This is a genomic window from Chitinophaga rhizophila (genome assembly GCF_019492185.1).
GTDB classification, from domain to species: domain Bacteria; phylum Bacteroidota; class Bacteroidia; order Chitinophagales; family Chitinophagaceae; genus Chitinophaga; species Chitinophaga rhizophila.
Map to the genome: position 1 here is coordinate 358191 of NZ_JAICCF010000005.1, position 22273 is coordinate 380463.

Annotated in this window: 18 protein-coding genes; 7 read left to right on the forward strand and 11 right to left on the reverse strand. The window is 46.5% G+C overall.

What is annotated here, in order from left to right; translation table 11 throughout:
• Position 1 precedes the first annotated feature (1 nt).
• Together K1Y79_RS25720 and K1Y79_RS25725 are read right to left on the reverse strand one after the other, a co-directional pair.
• Positions 2-2509 (reverse strand): SEL1-like repeat protein, encoded by a 2508-nt coding sequence (locus K1Y79_RS25720; protein ID WP_220253083.1) that lies wholly within the window; start codon positions 2507-2509, stop codon positions 2-4.
• A 140-nt stretch (positions 2510-2649) separates the two neighbouring features.
• On the reverse strand, positions 2650-3225 hold the full coding sequence (locus K1Y79_RS25725) for a suppressor of fused domain protein (RefSeq protein ID WP_236059841.1): 576 nt from the start codon (positions 3223-3225) through the stop codon (positions 2650-2652).
• Between the two features lie 96 nt (positions 3226-3321).
• Between K1Y79_RS25725 and K1Y79_RS25730 the strand changes: the two genes are divergently transcribed.
• Positions 3322-4011 carry a DUF2147 domain-containing protein gene (locus K1Y79_RS25730; RefSeq protein WP_220253085.1) on the forward strand — a complete coding sequence of 230 codons (690 nt, stop codon included), beginning with the start codon at positions 3322-3324 and terminating at the stop codon, positions 4009-4011.
• A gap of 77 nt (positions 4012-4088) precedes the next feature.
• Here K1Y79_RS25730 and K1Y79_RS25735 read toward each other — a convergent pair whose 3' ends face one another.
• The 3 genes from K1Y79_RS25735 to K1Y79_RS25745 all read right to left on the reverse strand — a co-directional run bounded on the left by K1Y79_RS25735 (position 4089) and on the right by K1Y79_RS25745 (position 6899).
• Positions 4089-4601 (reverse strand): OmpH family outer membrane protein, encoded by a 513-nt coding sequence (locus tag K1Y79_RS25735; RefSeq protein WP_220253086.1) that lies wholly within the window; start codon positions 4599-4601, stop codon positions 4089-4091.
• Positions 4602-4768: 167 nt separating this feature from the next.
• Positions 4769-6190: an alpha-L-fucosidase gene (locus K1Y79_RS25740; RefSeq protein WP_220253087.1), complete on the reverse strand. Its 1422-nt coding sequence runs from the start codon at positions 6188-6190 to the stop codon at positions 4769-4771.
• Between the two features lie 133 nt (positions 6191-6323).
• Positions 6324-6899, reverse strand: a complete 576-nt coding sequence (locus K1Y79_RS25745) for a YceI family protein (RefSeq protein WP_220253088.1) — start codon at positions 6897-6899, stop codon at positions 6324-6326.
• 208 nt (positions 6900-7107) lie between these two features.
• On the opposite strand from K1Y79_RS25745, the gene K1Y79_RS25750 reads away from it, so the two are divergent.
• Positions 7108-8397: an amidohydrolase gene (locus tag K1Y79_RS25750; RefSeq protein ID WP_236059843.1), complete on the forward strand. Its 1290-nt coding sequence runs from the start codon at positions 7108-7110 to the stop codon at positions 8395-8397.
• A 60-nt stretch (positions 8398-8457) separates the two neighbouring features.
• Here K1Y79_RS25750 and K1Y79_RS25755 read toward each other — a convergent pair whose 3' ends face one another.
• A complete protein-coding gene (locus K1Y79_RS25755; RefSeq protein ID WP_220253090.1) occupies positions 8458-9951 on the reverse strand; it encodes a S8 family peptidase in 1494 nt (497 codons plus the stop codon).
• Positions 9952-10528: 577 nt separating this feature from the next.
• Here K1Y79_RS25755 and K1Y79_RS25760 point away from each other — a divergent pair.
• Positions 10529-11422, forward strand: coding sequence for a PfkB family carbohydrate kinase (locus K1Y79_RS25760; RefSeq protein ID WP_220253091.1), 894 nt, complete (start codon positions 10529-10531; stop codon positions 11420-11422).
• Positions 11423-11528: 106 nt separating this feature from the next.
• The gene (locus K1Y79_RS25765; protein WP_220253092.1) at positions 11529-13043 is read left to right on the forward strand and encodes a glycoside hydrolase family 32 protein; all 1515 of its coding nucleotides are present in this window, start codon (positions 11529-11531) and stop codon (positions 13041-13043) included.
• 56 nt (positions 13044-13099) lie between these two features.
• Here K1Y79_RS25765 and K1Y79_RS25770 read toward each other — a convergent pair whose 3' ends face one another.
• The 4 genes from K1Y79_RS25770 to K1Y79_RS25785 all read right to left on the reverse strand — a co-directional run bounded on the left by K1Y79_RS25770 (position 13100) and on the right by K1Y79_RS25785 (position 18538).
• Positions 13100-14017, reverse strand: a complete 918-nt coding sequence (locus K1Y79_RS25770; RefSeq protein ID WP_220253093.1) for a glycosyltransferase family 8 protein — start codon at positions 14015-14017, stop codon at positions 13100-13102.
• Positions 14018-14280: 263 nt separating this feature from the next.
• Entirely contained in the window at positions 14281-17565 is a 3285-nt protein-coding gene (locus K1Y79_RS25775; protein ID WP_220253094.1) for a hypothetical protein, read from the reverse strand.
• Positions 17566-17686: 121 nt separating this feature from the next.
• Complete coding sequence (locus tag K1Y79_RS25780; RefSeq protein WP_220253095.1) at positions 17687-18127, reverse strand: group III truncated hemoglobin; 441 nt, start codon at positions 18125-18127, stop codon at positions 17687-17689.
• A gap of 15 nt (positions 18128-18142) precedes the next feature.
• Positions 18143-18538 carry a hypothetical protein gene (locus K1Y79_RS25785; RefSeq protein WP_220253096.1) on the reverse strand — a complete coding sequence of 132 codons (396 nt, stop codon included), beginning with the start codon at positions 18536-18538 and terminating at the stop codon, positions 18143-18145.
• Positions 18539-18613: 75 nt separating this feature from the next.
• Between K1Y79_RS25785 and K1Y79_RS25790 the strand changes: the two genes are divergently transcribed.
• Positions 18614-19201, forward strand: a complete 588-nt coding sequence (locus tag K1Y79_RS25790; protein ID WP_220253097.1) for a Crp/Fnr family transcriptional regulator — start codon at positions 18614-18616, stop codon at positions 19199-19201.
• A 278-nt stretch (positions 19202-19479) separates the two neighbouring features.
• On the forward strand, positions 19480-19605 hold the full coding sequence (locus K1Y79_RS29360) for a hypothetical protein (RefSeq protein WP_262903203.1): 126 nt from the start codon (positions 19480-19482) through the stop codon (positions 19603-19605).
• Positions 19606-19666: 61 nt separating this feature from the next.
• On the opposite strand, the gene K1Y79_RS25795 is transcribed toward K1Y79_RS29360, so the two are convergent.
• The gene (locus K1Y79_RS25795) at positions 19667-20479 is read right to left on the reverse strand and encodes an alpha/beta hydrolase (RefSeq protein WP_220253098.1); all 813 of its coding nucleotides are present in this window, start codon (positions 20477-20479) and stop codon (positions 19667-19669) included.
• Between the two features lie 546 nt (positions 20480-21025).
• Between K1Y79_RS25795 and K1Y79_RS25800 the strand changes: the two genes are divergently transcribed.
• Positions 21026-22186 carry a BamA/TamA family outer membrane protein gene (locus K1Y79_RS25800; RefSeq protein WP_317197507.1) on the forward strand — a complete coding sequence of 387 codons (1161 nt, stop codon included), beginning with the start codon at positions 21026-21028 and terminating at the stop codon, positions 22184-22186.
• The last annotated feature ends 87 nt before the right edge of the window (positions 22187-22273 follow it).

Sequence of the window (22273 nt, forward strand, 5' to 3'; positions counted from 1 at the left end):
GTTATAACAGACCCAGGAGTTCTGCCGCTTTAAGATGTTCCTGTGCTTTCTGTTCATCAAGAAATGGTGCAGTAGCGTATAGTGTGGCCAGATAGATGTGTGCTTCCGGCTGTGTTTCTACAGCTTGCAGCAACAATTCCATCGCCTGATGTAAATCAGTGTCTACGCCTTTACCGTCCATATATAGACCTGCCAGCCGCCATTGTGCAAACGCATTGCCGTTATCTGCAGCCTGCTGGTAGTAATAGTGTGCCTGTTGATAGTCTTCCGTTATCTCATGGATATGTCCTAAAGCGTCGGCTATATCCATTCCGCTAAAGAAAGCAGCTGTATAATATTCACGCGCTTTGTCATAATTTACGCGATTGAACTGAGGCAGATAATGCATGTCTCCAAGGTACACGAACGCATCTGCATGTTTCATTGCAGCGGCTTTTTTCAGCCATTTGAGCGCTTCGGGAATATCAGGTTCAATTCCCTTTCCGTACATGTAGGTAAGTCCCAGGTTAGACATGGCATAGGGCTCTCCTGATCTGGCGGCCTGTAGATAGTATGCGATCGCCTTTGCCGGATCTTTATATCCAGGTGCTACTTCGTAGATATGACCAATATTGGTGAGTGCCCCGGCATAACCTGCTTCGGCTGCATCGTTAAAAAGGGCAATAGCTTTTTCATATTCTCCGGCTTCTTTCATCTGAAGTCCCTCATCATTGAGCTCAAATGCCTTTTCTGCTGATGCAGATAGGTCTTTCAGCTGCTGAATTTCTTTTTTAGAGAAATAGGCCTGGGGATAGGTGTCAACTTCATTTAGGGCTTCAGACGGCGTTAGCGGGCGTATTATCCCATCCTCGTCAATAACGTCAATACCGCCAGGTTGAAATCCGAGCGCAAGTGCAAAGGACAGATGCCCTTGCTTACCGTTGATGGACGTATAGGTTGCTTTGCTAAGTAGTTGCCCATTGGTTGTGGCAACTCCCCATAGCTTGCCCTCTTTATAGCCTATATGGCCTTCTTTTAGCCAGTTGAAGTCCTGGTAAGCAACAGGTAATATCCAGCGTATGGTATCTCTGACAGCGGCAAGTCCGGCTATTTTGTGTTGTTTCACGATAGCGTATGCTGTGCCATCTGATTCCTGTTGTGCGTCTTTTAAAGGAATGATCTGGTCATACGCACAGGGCAGTATCCAGCCATGCCCTGGTTTGTATAGCCCCGAGCCAGCAGAAGACGTTACTATCAATAATCCCAGGAGGTATTCATGACGGATTTCCTGATAGTCGTAACCCAGCAATAGGGTGCCCTCCTGATCAAATAAAGCGGAGTAACCATCCTTGCTGACGATATAGTATTCTTCAAAATGGTCGATCGCTTCAACTGGTCCATCAGTAAGGAAATGAAAGCGATGTGTATAGTATTTTTCTTCTTCCTGGTGCCCGATCAGCTTAAAATAGGAGAAGCCATGCTGGTCTTCAGCAATGATTTCTTTAGCATCAGTGAAAGGAAGTAATATATCGTTATCATAGTTGATGATGCCCCATAGGTTTTGCTGTTTAACAGCCATGCATTCCCAGGTCAGGAAATGAGCATCATCATAAAGAGGGTTGATCTTAAAGCCGCCGTTGGTATCAATGACACCGAACTTGCCTGCTATTATTACTATAGCCAGTTCATTTTCAAAGTCAAAGGCATCGTCAAACTGACAAGGAATGACTTCTGTCCCTGACTTGTCGATATATCCTGCTTTGCCTTCTTTGAAAATAATTGCCAGTTCAGATCCATATGGCCATGCATATATCTCGTCATATATGGCTGGCGCAATGATGGATCCATTACTGTTCTTTAGTCCAAAAAGGCTGCCTTCGGTAAATGTTTCTGGCTCTTCTTCATCAGCAAAAACGGAAGAAGACAGTACTTGCCATCCAAAGTCATAATTTGCCCCGTTGAGCAGGTCCCTGAAGTTATTGTAGTAGTAGCCTGTATTATGGAACAGCGGACAATCATCCAGCAAGGCCGGGTTATTCGCAGCGATAGCTATACTGATAATAGTATTTGTCTCCTGTATTTCCTGGCGTAATGTTGCTGCAAGGTCGGCATGTGCTTCATCTGACATATTAAATACGTCCCATGCATCCAGGTGAAACGTATTGTGTATGACTTTGCGTCCAAAATAGGCCATGATCTTGTCCTTGGCTTTCTGAAAGGCAGGTATATCATCTATCAGCGTTTCCTGATGTGCTGTGATGAAATCATACAGCGCATAGAAGGCTGTTATGCCAGGTGCTGCAGGTGCATAGAGGCCACCTTCAGATCCGTTATAGATGGGGGTATCGATAGTTATTTCACCACTGAACAGCGGATAAAAGAATAGCGGTAGTTCATATCCCCATTCCATCATCATCTGTACATCTTCGGTATTAGTACCGTAACTGGCCAGTGGTAAGTCTGCTATTTCCTGGTCCTTTGCCACAACCATGGGTTGGGAGAGGTTATACAAATACATTCTATGTGACATCTTATATCCGAACTTTAGATTTTATAGCGGGTAAAGCTATTGGAAAATAGGAGAAAAGACCATCCCTGATATTTAGTATTTTTTGGTCTAGTGTCTTTGGAGAGAAGTCATTACTTGAGTGATACGTCAGATGTGATCTGTTATAATACGATCTTATTCCTGTTCACGCTGTAATTATCAAAGTCAGGGTGATGCCAGAACTCTTTTAACCCTATCTTTTCATACACCGATATCTCTTCCTGGTAGATAGGGTATAGGCCTGCAATGTTGATCCGGTAGTCTTCGCCTACATAAATATTGGTGTAGGCCTCTTTTTCAAGGATGCTGGGCGCAAATACCAGGAACGCGTCCATTTCTGAGTCCGGGCTCACACGTGTACCAAAATTGATCGTTTCTCCATAAAGAAAAGGGCAGTCGCCACGTAATTTGTTAGCGATATAAGCGCCCACATGTGCCCAGGCACTCTCGTCAGAAGCGACACATACACATAGTTCAGGCCGACCAAGTTTCCACTCCGGATGAGTGGCTAGTGACAGTCCATAAGTAAATGCAGTGGTATATCCTTTCTTAGGAATGTCTTTGTATACAATTGCGGTTACAGCGGGTAGTCCGGGTATTTGGCTTACTTCATTATAAAATTCAGGCTCTACCTGAAAGATCTGGTCAAGGTGGTCAAGATACCGTTCTGCTGCACTTTTATTAGTTGATTGATTCATCATCATTTATTTATTGGATGCTTGTCAAGATAGGTTTTTTTATTTTACTGAAGCAGGGGTTATGCCTTACATTTACAATATAAAATCCACCAGATTATGAAAGCACTTATCACCTCATTCTTTATTTTGCTACTAACAGTCACCGGTATACATGCCCATGCTCAACCTCCTGTAATAGGTGCATGGAAGTCGTTGTCCGGGAATACGACATCATTATTACTGGTAACACCTGGTTACTATAGTATAGTCAACTACGATGCTTCCGGATTTAAGTCTACTACCGGCGGTACCTGGACTGATGCAGGAAATACGAAGGTAGAGTTTGATTCGGCAGACTCATCACAGGTAGGGAAGACGATGGAGCCTAGCGTTACATTTGAAGGCAACAACCTTATCACTTTTATGGGTGGTAAAAATATTACCTGGACGCGGGTGGATGAGGGCAACAGCCAGATGACTGGTGTGTGGCAGATCACTGGTAGAGAGATTGACGGAAAGATGAACCAGATGAAACCTGGAGACCGGAAAACTATCAAAATCCTGACAGGTACAAAGTTTCAATGGATTGCCATGAATACTAAAACAGGGCAGTTTTTTGGAACTGGCGGAGGTACCTACTCGTTCGAGAACGGAGTATATACGGAAAAGATCGAATTTTTCTCGAGAGACAACAGCAGGGTAGGAGCAACGCTTTCATTTAAGGGTGCTGTAGACGGCAATAAGTGGGATCATAGCGGTAAGAGCTCTAAAGGAGACCCTATCCATGAGGAATGGACCCGTCAGTAACGACCACTGGCATAGCATACGAAAAAAGAAGGGCTGTCTCTCTGAGGCAGCCCTTTAGGTTCACAATGGATGAATGACTACTTAATACCAAGTCTCTGTTTCGCTGCTGGTAACAGATCCTCACAGGTAGCCGTTATAACAATATCCTTTGAGTTATCAAGTACGCATACAAATCCTTTTTCAGCGGCCAGGTCAGCAACTGCCTTCTTTGCTTTAGCAATAATGGGTGCAGTCATCTGTTGCTCCTTTTCATTCAGTCGTTGCTCCATTTTGGCATTATACTGTTCTATATTGGCTTTAGCTGTTTCCAGTTCTCTAATCTTCAGATTCTTTATATCAGCGTTGAGTGTCGCTTCGGTCTCCTGGAACTTAGCCAGTTTAGCCTGAAACTCATTTACCAGTTCCTGTCCGTCTTTTGACATCTCCTGCTGATAAAGCTGCAGGGTATCAAAGGCCCTTTTTGCTTCAGGCATACCCATTATCAGTTGTTGCATATTTACGTAGGCAATTTTAGCCTGAGCAAAGCCTGTCGAAGAAGCTAAGGTCATCATTGCAATTAATGCCAGTACAATTGTAGATCTTTTTGCCATGTCAATTTCTTATAGGTTTATGTATAGGTGACGGTGTAAAAATGAAGAATCGTATTGAAATAAAAAGTTAAAGGATTTGTAAAGGAACGTTAACTGTCTTTGCTTTAAAATAAAGCAAAAGGGCCGTACCGTCAGACGGTACGACCCTTCACATGTATGTTTGCGCACTACACGTTAATCTTGAAAGCGGCGCTGTATTTCAGGCCGTTTTTTTCCTGTATGTTCTTTGGAACCCGGATGGTGAGTTGTCCGTCTTTCAGCGTCCATTGTAGTTTTGCTTTACTGCCTAACAATGTCACTTTATTCACTTTTTTCACATCCTGTACGGAGAAAGTTACTTCGGCCGGCAGCTTCACTTCATCTGTCTCAGATGTATAGAATGCATATAATGAATGCTGGTCTTTAGACTGTGTGAAATAGATGTTTTTTTCGGAATAAGGCGCTACAGGTCTTGAGCCATGTATACCTTCGCCATTGATGTCCATCCATTTACCCATATCTTCCATGCGCTTATAGACGTCCGGAGCCCAGTCGCCTTTAGCACTCGGACCTACACCCAGCAGTAGGTTACCACCTCTGGATACAATCTTGATCAACGTTTCTACCAGCGTACGGGATGATTTAAATTCATCGCGGGAGGTATGCGTCCAGGAGTTACCCATTGTCATGCAGGTTTCCCATGGGTAAGGCAATGGTTTATCAGGAATTGACTGTTCAGGCGTAGTATAGTTCTCAAACTCACCTGGAACTGTTCTGTCAACTACTATAAGGCCTGGCTGATGAGTACGCGCCATATTTACAATACCCTTCATATCGAGTATTTCATTGCGTTTACTATTGGTTCTAACCCATCCGCCGTCCAGCCAAAGGATATCAATCGGACCATAACCTGTCATCAGTTCTTCTATCTGTCTGTAGGTATAGTCGTTGAAGCGTTTCCAGCGTTCCGGGAACTTCTTTACATCATAGTTGGCATGTTCATCCGCAGGGGGATAGTATTTCCACCAATAATCCTGGCTGTGCCAGTCTGGTTTGGAGAAGTATGCGCCGATCATAAAGCTGTCTTTACGGAAGGCATCAAAGATCTCTTTGGTCACGTTACTCCGTGGGTTCTTTGAAAACGGCGTATTAGTACTTGTGATCTTATAGTCAGTTTCTTTTGTATCGAACATGCAAAAGCCGTCATGGTGTTTGGTGGTGAACACCACATACTTCATACCGGCTGCCTTTGCTGCTTTCTCCCATTTTTCAGGATTGAAATCAACCGGATTAAAGTCGTGCTGCAAGTTTTCATATGCTGCCCTGTAAACATTATAATCCTCGCTATAGGGGCCTTTTCTTACAACCCAGTCCACAGGACAAATGCTCCAGCTTTCTACCTCTTCCCATAATGTATAGGTGCCCCAGTGCATAAATAATCCAAAGCGCTGGTCCTGCCATTTTGATAGTTTTCTGATAACCAGGGGATCCTTTGGAGCCTGGTAGTCTTTTGACATTTCATGTACCCCTTCGTTCTGCTGTGCGGATACATCTTTTCCCATCAGCATGCATGCTACTAATAGTGGGAGTACTCCGAATGATTTCCTCATGTATAGACCTGTTTAAATAAGTATTCTTTAGCCGCTGTAAGATCCGGAATTGCCTTGTACCCGGTGCGCATATTTTAGCAGATGCTGATGGACTTTTACCTGTTTTCAGCAAGGGGTGCTGAAAATCTATCAATTATTGTCTGAAAGTAAGGTCGAAGTTGATGGTAACCAGTTCTCCTGTTTTAAATTTTCCGAACAGGAAAGTGGGTGGATCAATCTCAAAATCCCGCATATCTATCTGTTTGCTGCCTCGGATATTGATACTACGGTCTTTGTTGATCTTCGCAGCTGCTACCAGGTCAACTTCTCTGGTGGCTCCGGCAACATTCAGTGTACCTTTACAACTGATCAAAGTGCCTTGTTTGGAAATTTCCGCTTTTATCAGGTTGAAGGTAATAGTCGGATATTCTTTTGTTTTTAACGCTTTATAGGCAACTGCATCAAGACCTGTCCGTTCACTTTTCATACTTTCTGCAGGCATGGTAAAATTGAGCAGGGATAATCCACCCAGTTCTCCATCTTCATAGAATGTAAAAGTAGCATTACAGGCAATTTTGGATGTCTTCATCTCCCAGTCATGCATAGTGGAGGTACCATTGATGGTGAGATTGAAGTCATTCCTCTGCTGATACTGAACCTGGGAGAAAACGTTCAAGGTGATAGGGTGGATAAACAACAATAATGCGATCGATTTGAGTAGTGTTTTCATAAATCCGTTTACTTAATTTGACACTGCAAATTAGCAGCCTGTACCGGGGTGGCGTATGACCATGATCAGTATCTCTGATGATTATTACTTCCTATTGCACTGATTACGGTGAGTATAGGGGACAGTCAACAGTAATACAGGCTATTATGGGAATCCCCGGAAAATGCATAATTTGTCTGTATCACTCAACCAAAATCAGTTGTCACTTATGAAATCCCCGGTATTCGTACTTCTTACATTATTTCCTTTGCTATCATTCGCCCAGCAGAAAGACCTGGGTAAACATGTTGCTGGTGTGAAAGATTCTGTGGTTGCCTGGAGAAGGTATCTGCACCAGTATCCTGAATTATCTAACCGGGAGTATAAAACAGCCGCTTACGTAGCTGCAAGATTAAAGGCATTAGGCCTGGAAGTGCAGACCGGTGTTGCTAAAACCGGGGTAGTAGCATTGCTCAAAGGTGGTAAGCCAGGACCTGTCGTAGCCCTCCGCGCCGATATGGATGCCCTGCCAGTATACGAGAGAGCGACACTTCCATTCAGATCTGTTGATTCTGCCGACTATCTGGGACAACAAGTGCCCGTAATGCATGCCTGTGGGCATGATACCCACGTAGCCATGTTGCTTGGGGCGGCTACTGTGCTCTCTGCAATGAAAAAAGAGGTGCCAGGTACGGTGAAGTTCATCTTTCAACCGGCTGAAGAAGGAGCTCCCGGAGATGAAGAAGGAGGTGCGCCACTCATGATCAAAGAAGGCGTTATGGACAATCCGAAAGTGGATGCCATATTCGGGATGCATATTAACTCACAGACTCCTGTGGGTACAGTGAAGTTCAAATCCGGGGCAGAAATGGCATCCAGTGATTGGTTTGTAGTTAAAGTGAAGGGCCGGCAATCACATGGTTCACAGCCATGGCATGGAATAGACCCGGTAGTTGTGGCTGCACAGATTATTCAGGCGTTTCAGACTATCGTAAGTCGTCAGGCGGAGCTGACTAAGGCACCGGTGGTTATCACTGTCGGTAAGATACATAGTGGGGTAAGAAGTAACATCATCCCCGAGGAACTGGTAATGGAGGGTACCATCCGTACGCTGGATAGCAGGATGCAAAAAGAAGTACACGAGCGGATGAAACTGACTGCACAGAAGATTGCGGAAGCATCAGGTGCGACTGCCGAAGTTTCTATTGATACTAAAACAAAGGTGACTTATAATGATCCGGCGCTGGTGAAACAGATGTTACCCAGCATTGAGGCGGCTATCGGGAAGGAACATGTACAGGAGGCTGAATGGACTACCGGTGCAGAAGATTTCTCTTTCTATGGAGATAAAGCTCCCGCATTCTTCTTCTTTCTGGGAGGTCTTCCTCCAGGACAAGACCCTGCTAAAGCAGCCGCTCACCATACTCCGGACTTCTATATCGATGATTCCCGCCTGGATGCCGGCGTGAAAATATTCTGTCAGTTGGTACTGGATTATAATAAAAATGGCAAAAAGTAGGCATCAGGGATCAGCCATTGGAAACAATGCCTGATCCCTGATACCGGTCTATTTATCTGTTTAGTAGCTTACCGCTTTCCCAGCATTTATTTGTCCGTTACCAAAGAACGGATCTCTGCCTGGCGCGCCATAGTCATTGGATGACTTACGTAGGATCAGTTCCACCAGTAACGGGTTCATATTCTTGTGTTTTCCGTACAGTAAGGCAATGGCAGCACTTGCATGCGGAGCCGCCATACTGGTGCCGGAAGACCAGCCATAGCCGTATTCATTGGTTTCTTCGTCCCAGAAGCCGATATTGAAGATAAAGTCAAACACATATTCAAAGTAGGTGATACCTGCTACAGTAACTATCTGTGTATTTAAAGGAATGGAATAGTTACCGCCTGGCGCTCCATAAGACACGAAGTTCTTACCATGATTGGTAAAGATCGATGGCAGGTACAGCGTGGTGTCCTGGTTGATGCCCCAGCCCAGCGGACCATTAGAAGCTATGGAAATTACGCCCAGTGCAGCTGCCGGATAAGTAATAAAGCGCTTTTCAACATCGTAGTTATAGGCATCATTACCAGCGGCTGCTACTACAGTCGTACCACGCAGGTTGGCATACAGTGTAGCCCTGTTAATGGCGATGATCAGGTCTTTGACATCCCTGTTATATTCTACTACGTAATCATCAGATGGGTCATCAGGGGTGCCATTATCATCGGTGAAGGTCTTACGTGGCAGCTCGCCGCCAAGACTCATATTGATAACGTCTGCATTATGATTAGTGGCATAGAATATACCATCAATGATACTACTGAAAGGACCGCTACCGGCATCGTTCAATACTTTCACAAGTATCAGCTTAGCTTCCGGGGCAACCCCAACTACTCCATTCGCATCGTCAATGGCTGCAATGGTACCTGCTACGTGCGACCCGTGGCTGAAGCCTTCAAGGCCATGGTACTGTACTTCCTCTCCTTCAATGAAGCTATGAGTCAGAATGATGTTAGGTTTGATTTCCGGGTTATTCAGCAGGAAGCCACCATCAAGTACTGCCACCTTAGTGCCCCTGCCACGATAACCTTTGGACCATGCCTGAGGCGCTTTAATGGATTGCAGACCCCACTGTAACGCGCTAAACGGGTTGTTGGCAAGCGGATTACTTTTGGCATTGGAAACTGCATTAGATGAAGGCTTATTGGCGCGGAATGTCTTTTCCGGCAGCCGCCAGTTCAGCACTACATCCACTACTACCGATTGTACATCAGCAATCTTTCTTGCTTTTTCCGGGAAAGAAGGATCAGGCGTCTGTACGCGAATCAATCCCAGTTCCTGGTTGGCTGATTTTAACTTAAAGTTCCTTACACGCAACTGTGTCAGGCTCTCGGAAATACCTTCCAGTTTTGCGCCTTCTTTGGCGATAATCAGAAAACTTCTGTCTTGGTGCTTTTGGGGTGTTAATACGCCGTCACGAACACGAAGGGTTTTGTCGTCTTTTCTACAGGAAGCTACAGTCATTAGCAGCATGAGGGGCAACGCCAGGGGTAATAGTCGATGTCTTTTCATAGCGATTTTTTGTTTTAAATGTGAATGGAATAGAAAATGGATTGGTGGAAATATCGGAATGTGCTCTTTGGTTGACTACAGTCTATTCGTAAAAAGGGTTAAGTGAATGTAAATAAATTATTTAGAATAAAAAATAACCGTCTGGGCGTGTTTTGGCATCATATAATTTCCATATTTGAAAACCTGTTAAAGTGATGCTGAGGAATCCCTGGATGGAATGGCAGACCCTAACACACATATGGTAAGTATAATATCAGTAATATCCTCACATGACAGGTATCACAGGACTATAACCCGGTTAGGTAGAAGCAAAAGCCATAAATGGAACGGCAGGCCACAGTCAATACCTGCCCAGGAGAGTCCCCGGCAAGCCCCTCCCTGAAACTGCCCTTACCCCACCCGCAACCGGCACGCAGCATACAGCGGTCCCGGAGTAGTGTGTTGTTGTTAAGGTGCTGATTATCAGATTGAACCTGAGCTATAGCGCTTTAAATACACTATTCCCCGTGCAGATAGTCATCTATTAACTATATTTGACGTTTATTTAGCTGGAATATTAATCACATTAAGAAAGTACATGTACGATATTTGTTGTGTAGGGCATATCACGTTGGATAAGGTAGTAACCACAAAATCAGTGGTACACATGGCTGGAGGCACTTCATTTTACTTTTCCAATGCTATCCGTCATATGGATATTAAATACAGGCTGGTAACTGCACTTGCTGAAAGTGAGATGAACACTGTAGCCGACCTGAGAGCCAAAGGCATAGAAATTGACGCCTTACCAAGCAGACACACTGTCTATTTCGAGAATATTTACTCCGAAAACCAGGATCATCGCACGCAGCGTGTTTTACAAAAAGCAGATCCTTTTTCCATAGAAGCACTCTCTCATACTGAAGCTAAAATCTTTCACCTCGGTCCATTACTGGCAGACGATATTCCGGTTGAGCTGATCAGGTCTCTCTCCACAAGAGGACAAGTTGCTCTGGACGTACAGGGTTATCTCCGTAAGGTAGAAAACCATAACGTACACGCTATTGACTGGCCGGCTAAACAGGAAGCGCTGAAATATATCCATACACTCAAAGCCAATGAGCATGAAATGGAAGTGCTGACCGGACATAAAGAAGTACGTAAAGGCGCTATGGTGCTGGCTGAGTGGGGTGTTAAGGAAGTAGTTATCACGCTGGGTAGTATGGGCTCTGTGATCTATGCCGATGGCGTGTTCCATCGTATACCGGCATATGTACCAACAATGGTCATCGATGCTACCGGTTGCGGAGATACGTATATGGCAGGTTTCCTGTATCAGCGTATTAAAGGCGCTTCTCTGCAACAGGCGGGTGAATTTGCTGCGGCCATGGCCACCCTCAACATTGAGTCTTCAGGCCCATTCACCGGTACCAAACAGGATGTACTGGACCTCCTGGCCAATAGCAGGGAAAAAATCTTTGCCGAACTCTGATCTTAAACGAAATCTTAATAATACTGAGTCCGTAGGTGAATGCCTGCGGACTCATTTTGTTTAAAGAATTATTTGCCTATTTTACGGCGTACTAAAGTTCCACCGTATGACAAAGCAATTGTTTGCACTATTGGCTGCATGTATGCCGGTAGTGGCATTGGCCCAGGACCAGCAGGCTACTCCTCAATGGCGTCCTGTATACCACTTTACGCCTGCAAAGAACTGGACAAACGATCCTAATGGATTAATCTATCTGAACGGGGAATATCACCTGTACTATCAACATAACCCATACGAGAACAAATGGGGGCATATGAGCTGGGGACATGCTACCAGTAAAGACCTGCTTAATTGGAAACACCTGCCGGTCGCTATCCCGGAAATAGAAACCAAAGACACGACCACCTGGATATTCTCTGGATGCGCTGTACTGGACAGCAAAAACACCAGTGGTTTTGGAACAGGAGGAAAGGCCCCACTGGTAGCAGTGTATACTGCCGACCTGCCGAAACAGCAGCGGGAAACCCAGTGCCTCGCATATAGTAATGATGGAGGAACCACCTTTACCCAATATGCCGGGAACCCTGTAATAGATATCCAGAAGAAAGACTTCCGCGATCCCAGCGTTATCTGGATGGAAGAACAACAGCAATGGGTAATGACAGTGGCTGTACCTGCGGAACACAAATTACAGTTCTATGCCTCCAAAAACCTGAAGGAATGGACGCTGCTAAGTGAATTTGGCGACCAGGGAGATGTGCGTAAGATCTGGGAATGCCCTTCGCTGACGCCGCTTTACGTAGACGGTGACCCAGGGAAGAAGAAGTGGTTACTGATGATCTCCTCTGGTAACCAGGATGCCGCTACCGGTATGCAATACTTCACCGGTGATTTTGACGGTAAGACATTTACTAATGATAATAAACCGGAACATCAGCAGTTTGTGGACTATGGCCGGACCTTTTATGCTGCAATCCCTTACAACAACCTGCCTGATGGCCGTCAGACTATGCTCGGATGGCTGATGCCCTTTGATACGCCTACGCATCCCTGGAGGGGACAGATGTCTATCCCGCGGGATCTATTCCTCAAGTCTACCTCCGAAGGTGTACGCCTGTATCAGCAGCCAAGCGGCGTGTTGGCTGAGAAACTGGCGGCACTGCCGGCATCTGCAAGGCTGGCTATGCAGCAGACTTCCCTTCGCAGTAATGAGCTACAACTGACCAAAGGCAACAGGTTTAACGCCAATACTAACTGGATTGATGCGGTATTTACACCTGGCACGGCGACCGACTTTGGTTTTAAACTGACGCAGGACAAGACGGCAAAGCGTGAGACCATCCTGGGATATAATGTGAGCCGGAATGAATTGTATGTAGCTACTGTAGAAGAAGGTAAAGCACCTGTTATTACAGATAAGCTGACGGTGAAGCCGGTAGCCGGCAAAATCAGCCTCCAGGTATTGCTAGATAAATCCTCACTGGAAGTGTTTGTAAACGGTGGAGAGAAAGTGTTAACAACCCTGCTGTTCCCGTCTGAGAAAGCAACCGGTCTAGCTGCTTTTGCCAAGGACGGCGACGTGAAGATAGAAACCCTCAAAGCATGGGATCTGCATAAATAAGACGATAAGGCCCGATACGTTACCTGTACCGGGCCTATTGTATATGGCTGGAGGAATCAAATGCGTTTTACCTGCAAAGCATCTGCTGTCTTCAGCTGCCGGGTCTTTTTCAGATAATACTTTACTAATGACTTCCTGATCTGCCAGATGCGTTGCAAAGCAGCGAAGGCGATCCTTTTATATCTCCTGTCCCAGAAAGTTGTGTCATAGTCTGTCCATAGCTTATACCCCGCATGCACCTCTTTCCCAAGGAAATCCCACGGTTTCGGCGTGCCGGCAAAGCGTACAATCACATTCTTTCCATCAGCAGGTTGTGCCTGACCTGGTGCCCAATTGCTGTTGTACTGCTCTTCCAGGTGATGGAATGTACCGTTACACACTTCGTTCAATACGGTATAATCTGCCGCTGTCAGTTCCGATGGATGACGTACGCATATCTTGTCGATCTCATGACAGATATCCCTCTCTTTCCATACCGGCAGATTCATCAACAATACCCCGGCATTAAAACATCGCTCATCTGTGCATACGCTGAGCTGCCCGGGTAACAATTTACTCTCCAACGTACTCCTGAACGAGCCTGCTGGTACTGCTGCCAGGAAATGATCTTCAAAGCGTACATTATCCAGCATCAGTACATCTAACAGCACGACCAGGTCTGTATCGAGACTCAGCACATAGTCGGCTTCAATCAATTTAGGTATCAGAAACCTGCCATACCTGGTACGGGAGCCGTTAACGGCATTGAGGTGCGAAAACTGCTGTGCAGCGTCAAAGTCGTAGAATTTCGTGCGGCCATGGTAACCTTCTGTCTGCAGCAACATCAGGATATTGTTCTTGTGCCGGTTCTTCACATTATTACAGATAAAGTGCAGGTCCAGCCGGGACGTGTCTGTGCAGTTCCGGACCAGCGACGTCAGGGTGGCACCCAGTCCTTCAAATGAGAGAAGGTCGATTACAAATGCAATATGCATGGTTATGAATTATAGAATAACTATGGTGATCGTTCGCTTATTTAATCAGTTGGCAGCGTACGGGTTAAACAATGTGTGCAGCCATTAACGGCGCTGATATAAAAATACGTGAAAGTACCGCAACACGATTGCAGTCGTGAAAGGCGCAGACAGATAAAGCTGGCTGGAACAGACAAGCAGCAACACTGACGCTGTAAAAGCACAGCGTCCGGTACCAGTCTTGTAAACTGATACCGGACGCTAACATGATTCGGTATGACCGTCTATTGCTTCTTAAACCGGAACGACCCCCACAGGTTAGGGGACAAGAGCGCTTCAGAAGGTACATCTGCTGTTATACCTGTCGCTTTATTGCTCCAGTATAGCCGTGACGTTGTCTCTCCCTGGCTGCCTCTCAGAATGCCTATATCACCCTTAATCTGCAAGCCGTCTACCGGTTGGATACCCAATACCGCTAAAGGCACAGAAAGCTCGTAATTGCCCTCAGAACCGGCAAACTGCACCTGACTACTGATATTATCCACCCTATCGAAAGTAATCGTCCTGGAAGGAGAGGAGAACGGCACCTTATCATCTGATTTTGTTCCGGGTACTACTGCCTTATACAGCAATGCCTGGGGCTTACCATTGACCATACTTACCAGCAGGCGGTAATCTCCTGCAGCGGCTGTACGACGTGCCGGGTCTGCCTTTGGATTAGAAGAGCCGATCATTATGTCGAGTGCTCCACCTGTTTTGAACGGGGCCAGCGGCATTTCGCCGGAGTTATCAACCAATTTCGCATTGCCGGTACGGAAAGCGGCATATAGCCGTCCGTTGGCTACCAGGAGTGCTGCTGATACATCATAGGGTTTGGAACTGGAATTAAAGTAGCCTTTTACGCCACGCTTATCGATATCTGCCCAGGAGGCTTGTGTCCAGTCATTCAGTTTACCATCCACTACGGGCGGTTTACTACTGATACTTACCTGCAAAATTTTCGGCCCTGCTGCCTGTTGCCGGGTAGCTGCTGCACTGGACATTGCCGACAAACTACGTTCTATCGAAGACTGGTTTACTGTCAGCTGTACATCTGGTAGCCTGGTCACGGTTTCAAAGCCGTCCAGCCTGACTACTGCACTGCGTGCTCCATCTACAAGATATATCTTACCGTCTTCTGCTGCGGTAATGCCTGGCCAGAAGTTCTCTTCTCCAAGGGTAATATTATCCAGCGACATGCCTCTTTTACCGGATGGCATACGCCATTGCTGCCCGCTACGCATATTCTTGAAAAGGGTGGCTACAAACAAGCCATCCGCAGTAAAAACATATACATTACCATGGTTACCATTGATGGCCCATAATGGTCCCGCATTCGATCCTTTCGCTTCAAAGAAGCCGCCCAGTAAACGGGTGGTACCAATCAGCTGTCCTGCCTGGTCTGCTTCGGGTGCATTGTGTGATGCGTGCAACCCGGGCCAGAGACTCGGATAGCTCCACATCGGTACGCCATTTCTTACCCCACTTAACGACAGGTTGGAGTAGGGTTTAACGCCCAAAGTCACTACGCTCCAACCATCCGGGCCTTCCAATACCTGGTCGCCGCCCGATGAAGCTGGTGGCAATACTCCCTGCGCCAGTACTTTACCTTTCGTAATATCGTACATCGGTACACCTGCTTTTGACACCCCTGTCACTGTGAAGCGCATTGCTTTGTCATTCACGCGCGCGATACAGAAAGACAGGTCTGGCATAATCGTTACGCCACCGGTAGCGCCTTTCTGGTAGGTCACTTCTCCTGGTTGCGCCTTACCATCTCCATTCTGGTCCTGCCAGATGAAGAAAGACTGTGCAGATGCGCCTTTCGCATTCAGGTTGACGCCCTGTGGCCAGCCTGATTTAAAAGCGTCTGTCTTCAGTAAGTCCCACTGTGATGCCTGGCCCATAGCTGCAACGGGCACTGCTATGCCATTACGCCTGATGAAAAGGAACGCGGTGGTCCAGCCATTGGTCGGACTACTATTATAGCAGTTAGTGAAGTATTGTTGTCCGTTATAGTACAGTGGTGTTTCAGGCGCTGCGCTCCGGAAGGCTAACGGCATATCATCTGCATCCGGGCGGTAGTACACCTGCTTCACAGAAGAGGTACCCGTCTGCCAGTTCAGTGCAAACTCCATAGCGCCACCTTCTTCGGTGTAATAGAAGCGGGATTTGTCTTTGGGGTCCAAAGCGCCGCCACCGCCATATTTCGGTGGGCCATAAAATGCGCGGATCAGTTTACCTTCCAGCGACCATACACTGACTCTTTTAGGCAGAAAATCCTTTTCAGTAACCCATAACTGCTGCTGTGCATCGATGGTGATGCCGGCAGGATTATTCATATGCTGCGGGTCATAGGGACCTGCGGCAGGTGCGCCGGGCGTGCCTATCTGACGGATATATTTGCCATCGGGTGCAAAGACTTTTACGGTATGGCTTTTACCACGGTCGCTGATATATATACGCCCACTGTTATCCAGTGTGATGCCGAAAGGATCTTCCAGTCCACTACTGATCAGCGTCTGTCCTTTATTATCGGGTAATGAGCCGGAGAAGCGCAGCAATTGATTGCCAGCCAGCAGTAACAGCCTGCCATCTTTATCATAACACATACCGGTTGGTGCGTTGGCTTTGATACTATCTGTCAGTTTACTTTTGGCAATATCTGCAATCAATATACGATTCCTGCCGGCCATACTAATCAGCGCAATGCCGTTATTCACGGCAAAGCCGGTAATGGTTTCTTTTACCTGTTCCAACGGTATAGCGCCAATGGAACGTTTTATCACCTGTTTAACGGAGTAATCATTCTTCTTATTAGCGCTCAATGCATTCAATCGCAGCTCTGCCAGGCCTGATTGTTTGTTTGTCTCCCAGGCTGACACCACATAGATATCATTGCCGGCAATAGCTTTCGGGCCTTTATCCGCAGCAATAAACGGCGCTGCTGTCCAGGCACCACCTACCCAGTTACGGCCTCCGCGCTTGCGGCCATTCATATCTATCCATGCAAGGCCGTCCGGACCTTCTGTTACATAACAGCCAAGTAGTACTGCTGGTTGTCCGGTAGGTGAGGCATTTCCCGGCACAAACAATGCTGCCTGTGGAGGGGTGTGATTGGCAAGCCATGCTCCTGTATGATCTTCGGTACGCCACGGTGGTGTACCGGGTGAGTAGGTGGCTATTTCATAATGTGCATTGATAGCGCCTCTGACCAGCCCGCGTACTTTGTACTGGCCGGGTGCAACCATCTTGCCTGGGATGTGATATACGCCGTGTTTTGCACCGTCGGCATCTCTGCCCAGGTCGTCCAGACCATCCCATTGCACGGAATTGGTACCGGCAGGGAAGTAAGTTTCTGAGATCAGGTTACGTACCCTTGCACCATCACTGTTTTCGATCACCAGTGTTACATATCCGGGTTGCTTAAGTGTAAACTGAACGGGTATGGCAGCAGGTGTTTGTTGTGCTGTAGCAGAATAGCCTACTGAAAAAAGTAGTGTTAATAAAGACAGGTGTTTCTTAGTCATGGCTGGCATGGATTAGCTTTACCCACAGGTGCAAAGATAGTGCCTGAGCCTATAAAAAAGGGGGTCATTCCAGACTATCCGGAATGACCCTGCAAATCGCCGTGACTGTTGATATTACCAGTTATGCCGGCTGCATGTTAACTCCCGACACCGGGTGTGCAGTTATAGGTATATCAGTATTGCTGGTATTGAGTCGTTGCATTTTGCTCAGCATCATGATTTTCATCAGTTCTGCCTTACTTTTTGCGCTCTGCGCCATGTGCCCCTCAAACAGGTCGTCAATAGTCTGATGCCAGATCACCAGCCAGGCTGCAAAGTGTGCTTCCGTTAGCGGCGTCACATTATTCAGCGCCATGTGTTTTGCCATAGGGTTGCCTTTGAATCCTGCTTTGCCGAAGAGCACCGTTTCCCAGAAGCTGTACATCACCGGCAGGTGCTTTTCCCAGTTTACTTTCGCAATATCATCAAAGATATATCCCAGGGCTTCGTGGTCTCTTACCTTGTTGTAGAAGGTATCTACAAGCAGCTGTACGTCTTCTGTGGTCTCAATGTCGTGTTTCATAGTGCAATGTTGCGTTTAGTAAAGTATATAACAGCTGGCTATCACCAGTAGGTCTATCACCACGCCGGCCCAGAATACAGGTACAGTTACCTTGGTAGGCATGGCGGCCAGATTGGTCGTTTCCGTGAGTACGAAGGCGATCAATACGGGTATCCACAGCTCAAACGGATTACCATGCCGTACCACAATCATCAACGTAACCGGAACAAGCACGCATCCCTGCATGAAAAATGAAAATGCGAGCCATGCAAAACGGTACTGTTGCTGAGATGCTGCATATTGCATGAAACGCGCCCAGAGACTGGCTGACCGGCTTGCTGTATAGGCAGTTGCCTGCGTCTGCGTATATTGTCTGGTAAGGATACTATCTGCTTTGCGTTTATCTTTCAGGCTGATATGAATCGTTTCCACAAATGTGTAATTTTATAACACAAAGGAACAAATCATTTGAACCCGGGTTTATGATCTGGATCATAAAGACACAAAATGCTCGATTACGAATTACTCATACAGGCCGGAGCTGTTATACGCCATTTTAAGAAAGGGGATACCATCCTGCAGGAAGGGACGCATGCAAGGTTTTATTTCCAGATAGTAGAAGGAGAAGTGAAGATGGTGAATACCGGAGAGAACGGACAGGCATTCATACAGGGTATCTTTAAACCGGGCAATAGTTTTGCAGAACCACCTCTTTTCCTCGATGCGCCATACCCGGCATCTGCAATTGCTATCACAGATTGTAATGTTATTGTACTGGAAAAAGCCGCCTTACTTTCCTTACTATCCGGCAATTTTTCCCAACAGATGCAGCTGTTAAAAAGCCTTTCGGAACGTATCTACTTTAAGTCAATGATGGCAAAGGAAATCAGCCTGTATGATGCGGGTCACAGGATACTTACGCTGATAGATTTTCTGAAAGAACGGGATGGTTATACAGATGAGTTATACCCTGTTACACTCACCCGGCAACAGATCGCTGATCTTACCGGTTTACGGGTAGAAACGGTCATACGGGCCATTAACTATCTTTTTGACAAGGAACTGGTCCGTAAGGGTCGGAAAATATACAGATAGTACCGTATTCTTAGCAGTGAAATACCCATATTGTTACCTGTTGCAGTCAACCGCCCCTCTGTTTTCATAACTTTCTCTTTTGTAGCAATTTATGGCATGTTTTTGTTCCCGGAAATATAGATAGTGATCAACCCAGGAAGATTAAAAGTTCGAGCATGCCAGTTAAACTCCCTCTTTACTGTTAGGTGTGTATATTGGTCACCGGCCTTTTTTTCTGTGGCACAGGGTCTAATTCCGGATCCGCAGATAGTTGCACTGCCTTATCCGATGGTACTGATATGATACCCTGTGATATCGGTGTTGACCTGACACCTAAAGGCGCTAAGTCGGCCTCGGTCGTACCACAGGCAAAAGATGCGCAGGCGGTAGCGGCCAGTGATCTGAAAAAGGCTTTCGGAAAGTGAGCAATATAAACAAAGGTGAAAGGGTGCTTCTACGGGAGCACCTTTTTTGTTAATAGCCGGCTTACTGCTTGTTAAAATGCTGCAATGCTCTATATACTGCGTTGTGCAGGATGGTCAGGTGGTTCTCTTTCGGCAGGAAACTGAAGTGGGTAAACAGGTGTTTCTTGCCGGTCTCCTGGAGTGCTGCGGCCAGACTACTTGCTACATCTTTCATCATATCCCCCTCTTCTCCCACAGCGATGAATATGTGTGTTTCCTTTGCAGGTGCTTTCGCCAGCAGGTCAGCCGCTTCTGTGAGTAAGGATTCTGCATCCCACCAGAGACTCGGACTAACAATCACATAATTACTGAACAGGCCAGGCTGTTTCAGAAGAATCTCAGTGGCCAGTAAACCGCCAAGTGATTGTCCAATAAGTGTAGTCGAATCATTGACTTTATACTGCTGACGGATAAACGGCTGTAGCTCTTTCTCCAGGAAGGATATAAATCTGGCAGAGCCGCCGGTAGTAGGGTATTTCTGCCGGTCAGACATAATCCTTGTCGGATAGGTGAAATCCCGCTTCCTGTCTACATTGGCAATACCAACCACAATAGAAGGCGGCATTATCCGGCTTATGGTGAGAAACTGTGTTAGTCCGGCGATATGTATAAAGTCTTCCGTTGCACCGCCATCCAGCAAATAGATCACAGGGTAGGTCCTGGGTGCTGCAGGTGTATAACCTTCCGGCAGATAAATATTCACGATCCTCTTTTCATTCAATACGGTTGATGACAGGGTATGCGTTACTCCCAGAGGGAAGGCAGTGGTTGTTTGCGCCTGCGCGCCTAACAGCAGGAATAGGAAAGACAGCAGCAGGACAGGAAATCGGACCATAGGTAATTCAAAGTCTTGCTAATATATGTGGTTTTTATCTTATTTTGGAGGAAACACATCGCAGACCTATGAATATTTTACAGACGGCTGCAAGTTGGATCATTAGCAAGTCCTTTCATCTATGGCCAGTGCAGGCCTGATTGCACGCTCCCACCATGCGAAGCCTGCAAAACCCCTAGTCGGGTAGTAGTGTGGCGGTCTGTATGAGCGCCGCCGGCAAGTTAAAAGACGGGCTGTGCTCACCGGTATCACTTATGGACCGCTATATCTTCGCTTTGTATGATCAAGTCCACGTTGTCTTCGTCGCTTGTTCGTCGCTTGTTCGTCGCTTGGACTACCCGGGTTTATCTGTTCGTCTTTTTTTCATCTTTGCATATCTACAGATGCTATTATCAGTAACCGCCATAGGTTCGTCTGCACCCCGTTCATTGTTCGGCACAATATTTAGACATTATTCTGAGTAGTCTGTCAGCAACAGATCGTAGAACCCGAATGAAGCAATTTTCTCTGATAATAATACTTTTTTTTGCCCTACCGTACCTGGCCGTGGCCCAGAAAAAAGCCTGGCGTGATGAACCGGATGAGGATACCGTGCCGCATAAGGACGTGATAGACATCTTTAAGCGTGTCGTAAAGTATAAGCCTAAGCCACCCAAGAAAGGGAAACAGCGGGTATATTATTCCCTGTTGCCTGCTCCGGCCAACATACCCGGTGGAGGCGTGGCGCTGATCACCTCTACAAATGCCGCATTTTATATGGGGTCAAGACGTACCACTAACCTGTCCAACGTCTCATTTGTGCCCTCATTCTCCTTTAAAGGCCGATTTTCTTTTGCCTTAAGGTCGAATGTCTGGTTCCAGGATAATGCCTACAATATGGTCGGCGATATCCGGTTTATTATCAATCCACAATACACCTGGGGTACCGGCAATGGTGTGCCTGATGAGGAAAAGCAGCTGCTTGGCAACAACTATTTCCGGATATATGAAACGTTTTACAAACGCGTTACCAAACAGTGGCTGGTCGGTGTCGGATATCACCTGGACTGGCATTCCAATATAGGGATACGCTCTAATGATACTATACAGCTGGACAAGTTTGTGGGGTATAAGCATGGAACTGACGGCGGACAAACAGTATCCTCCGGGGTTTCGTTGAACCTGTTGAAGGACTCCCGGCAGAACTCTATCAATCCGCAATCCGGCCACTATTTTAACGCTGTTTTCAGGATAAATCCGACCTTTCTTGGTAGTAATGACAATTGGGAGTCGCTCTATCTCGATTACCGGAAATACATTCCAATGGGTACCGGCAGGGGGCAGAATGTGCTGGCTTTCTGGGGATATTACTGGACATCCCTCAGCAGCAGAACGCCTTACCTGGACCTGCCAAGTATTGGCTGGGATCCCAGTTTCAGGAGTGGCAGGGGTATTGAGCAGAATCGTTTTCGTGGCCGTGGCCTGATAGACCTTGAGGCAGAATACCGACGTGATATCACAAAGAACGGATTGTTAGGTTTCGTGGTATTTGCCAATATGAATACGGTAACTGAAGGGGAAAGGTACCGGTTCACCCCGTTCCATCCTGCGGCCGGCGGTGGTCTGCGTCTTAAATTTAACAAGAAATCCAATACCAACATTGCCATAGATTATGGACTCAGTAAGTATGGCAGCCGTTTCTCCATTAACCTGGGCGAGGCATTCTGATTACTGATGCGTACGCGCAACACTTTGTCCAGGTATCGTATGCTTTCGCTGTATATACTCACCTTTTTGCTGCTGCATTGTAAAATC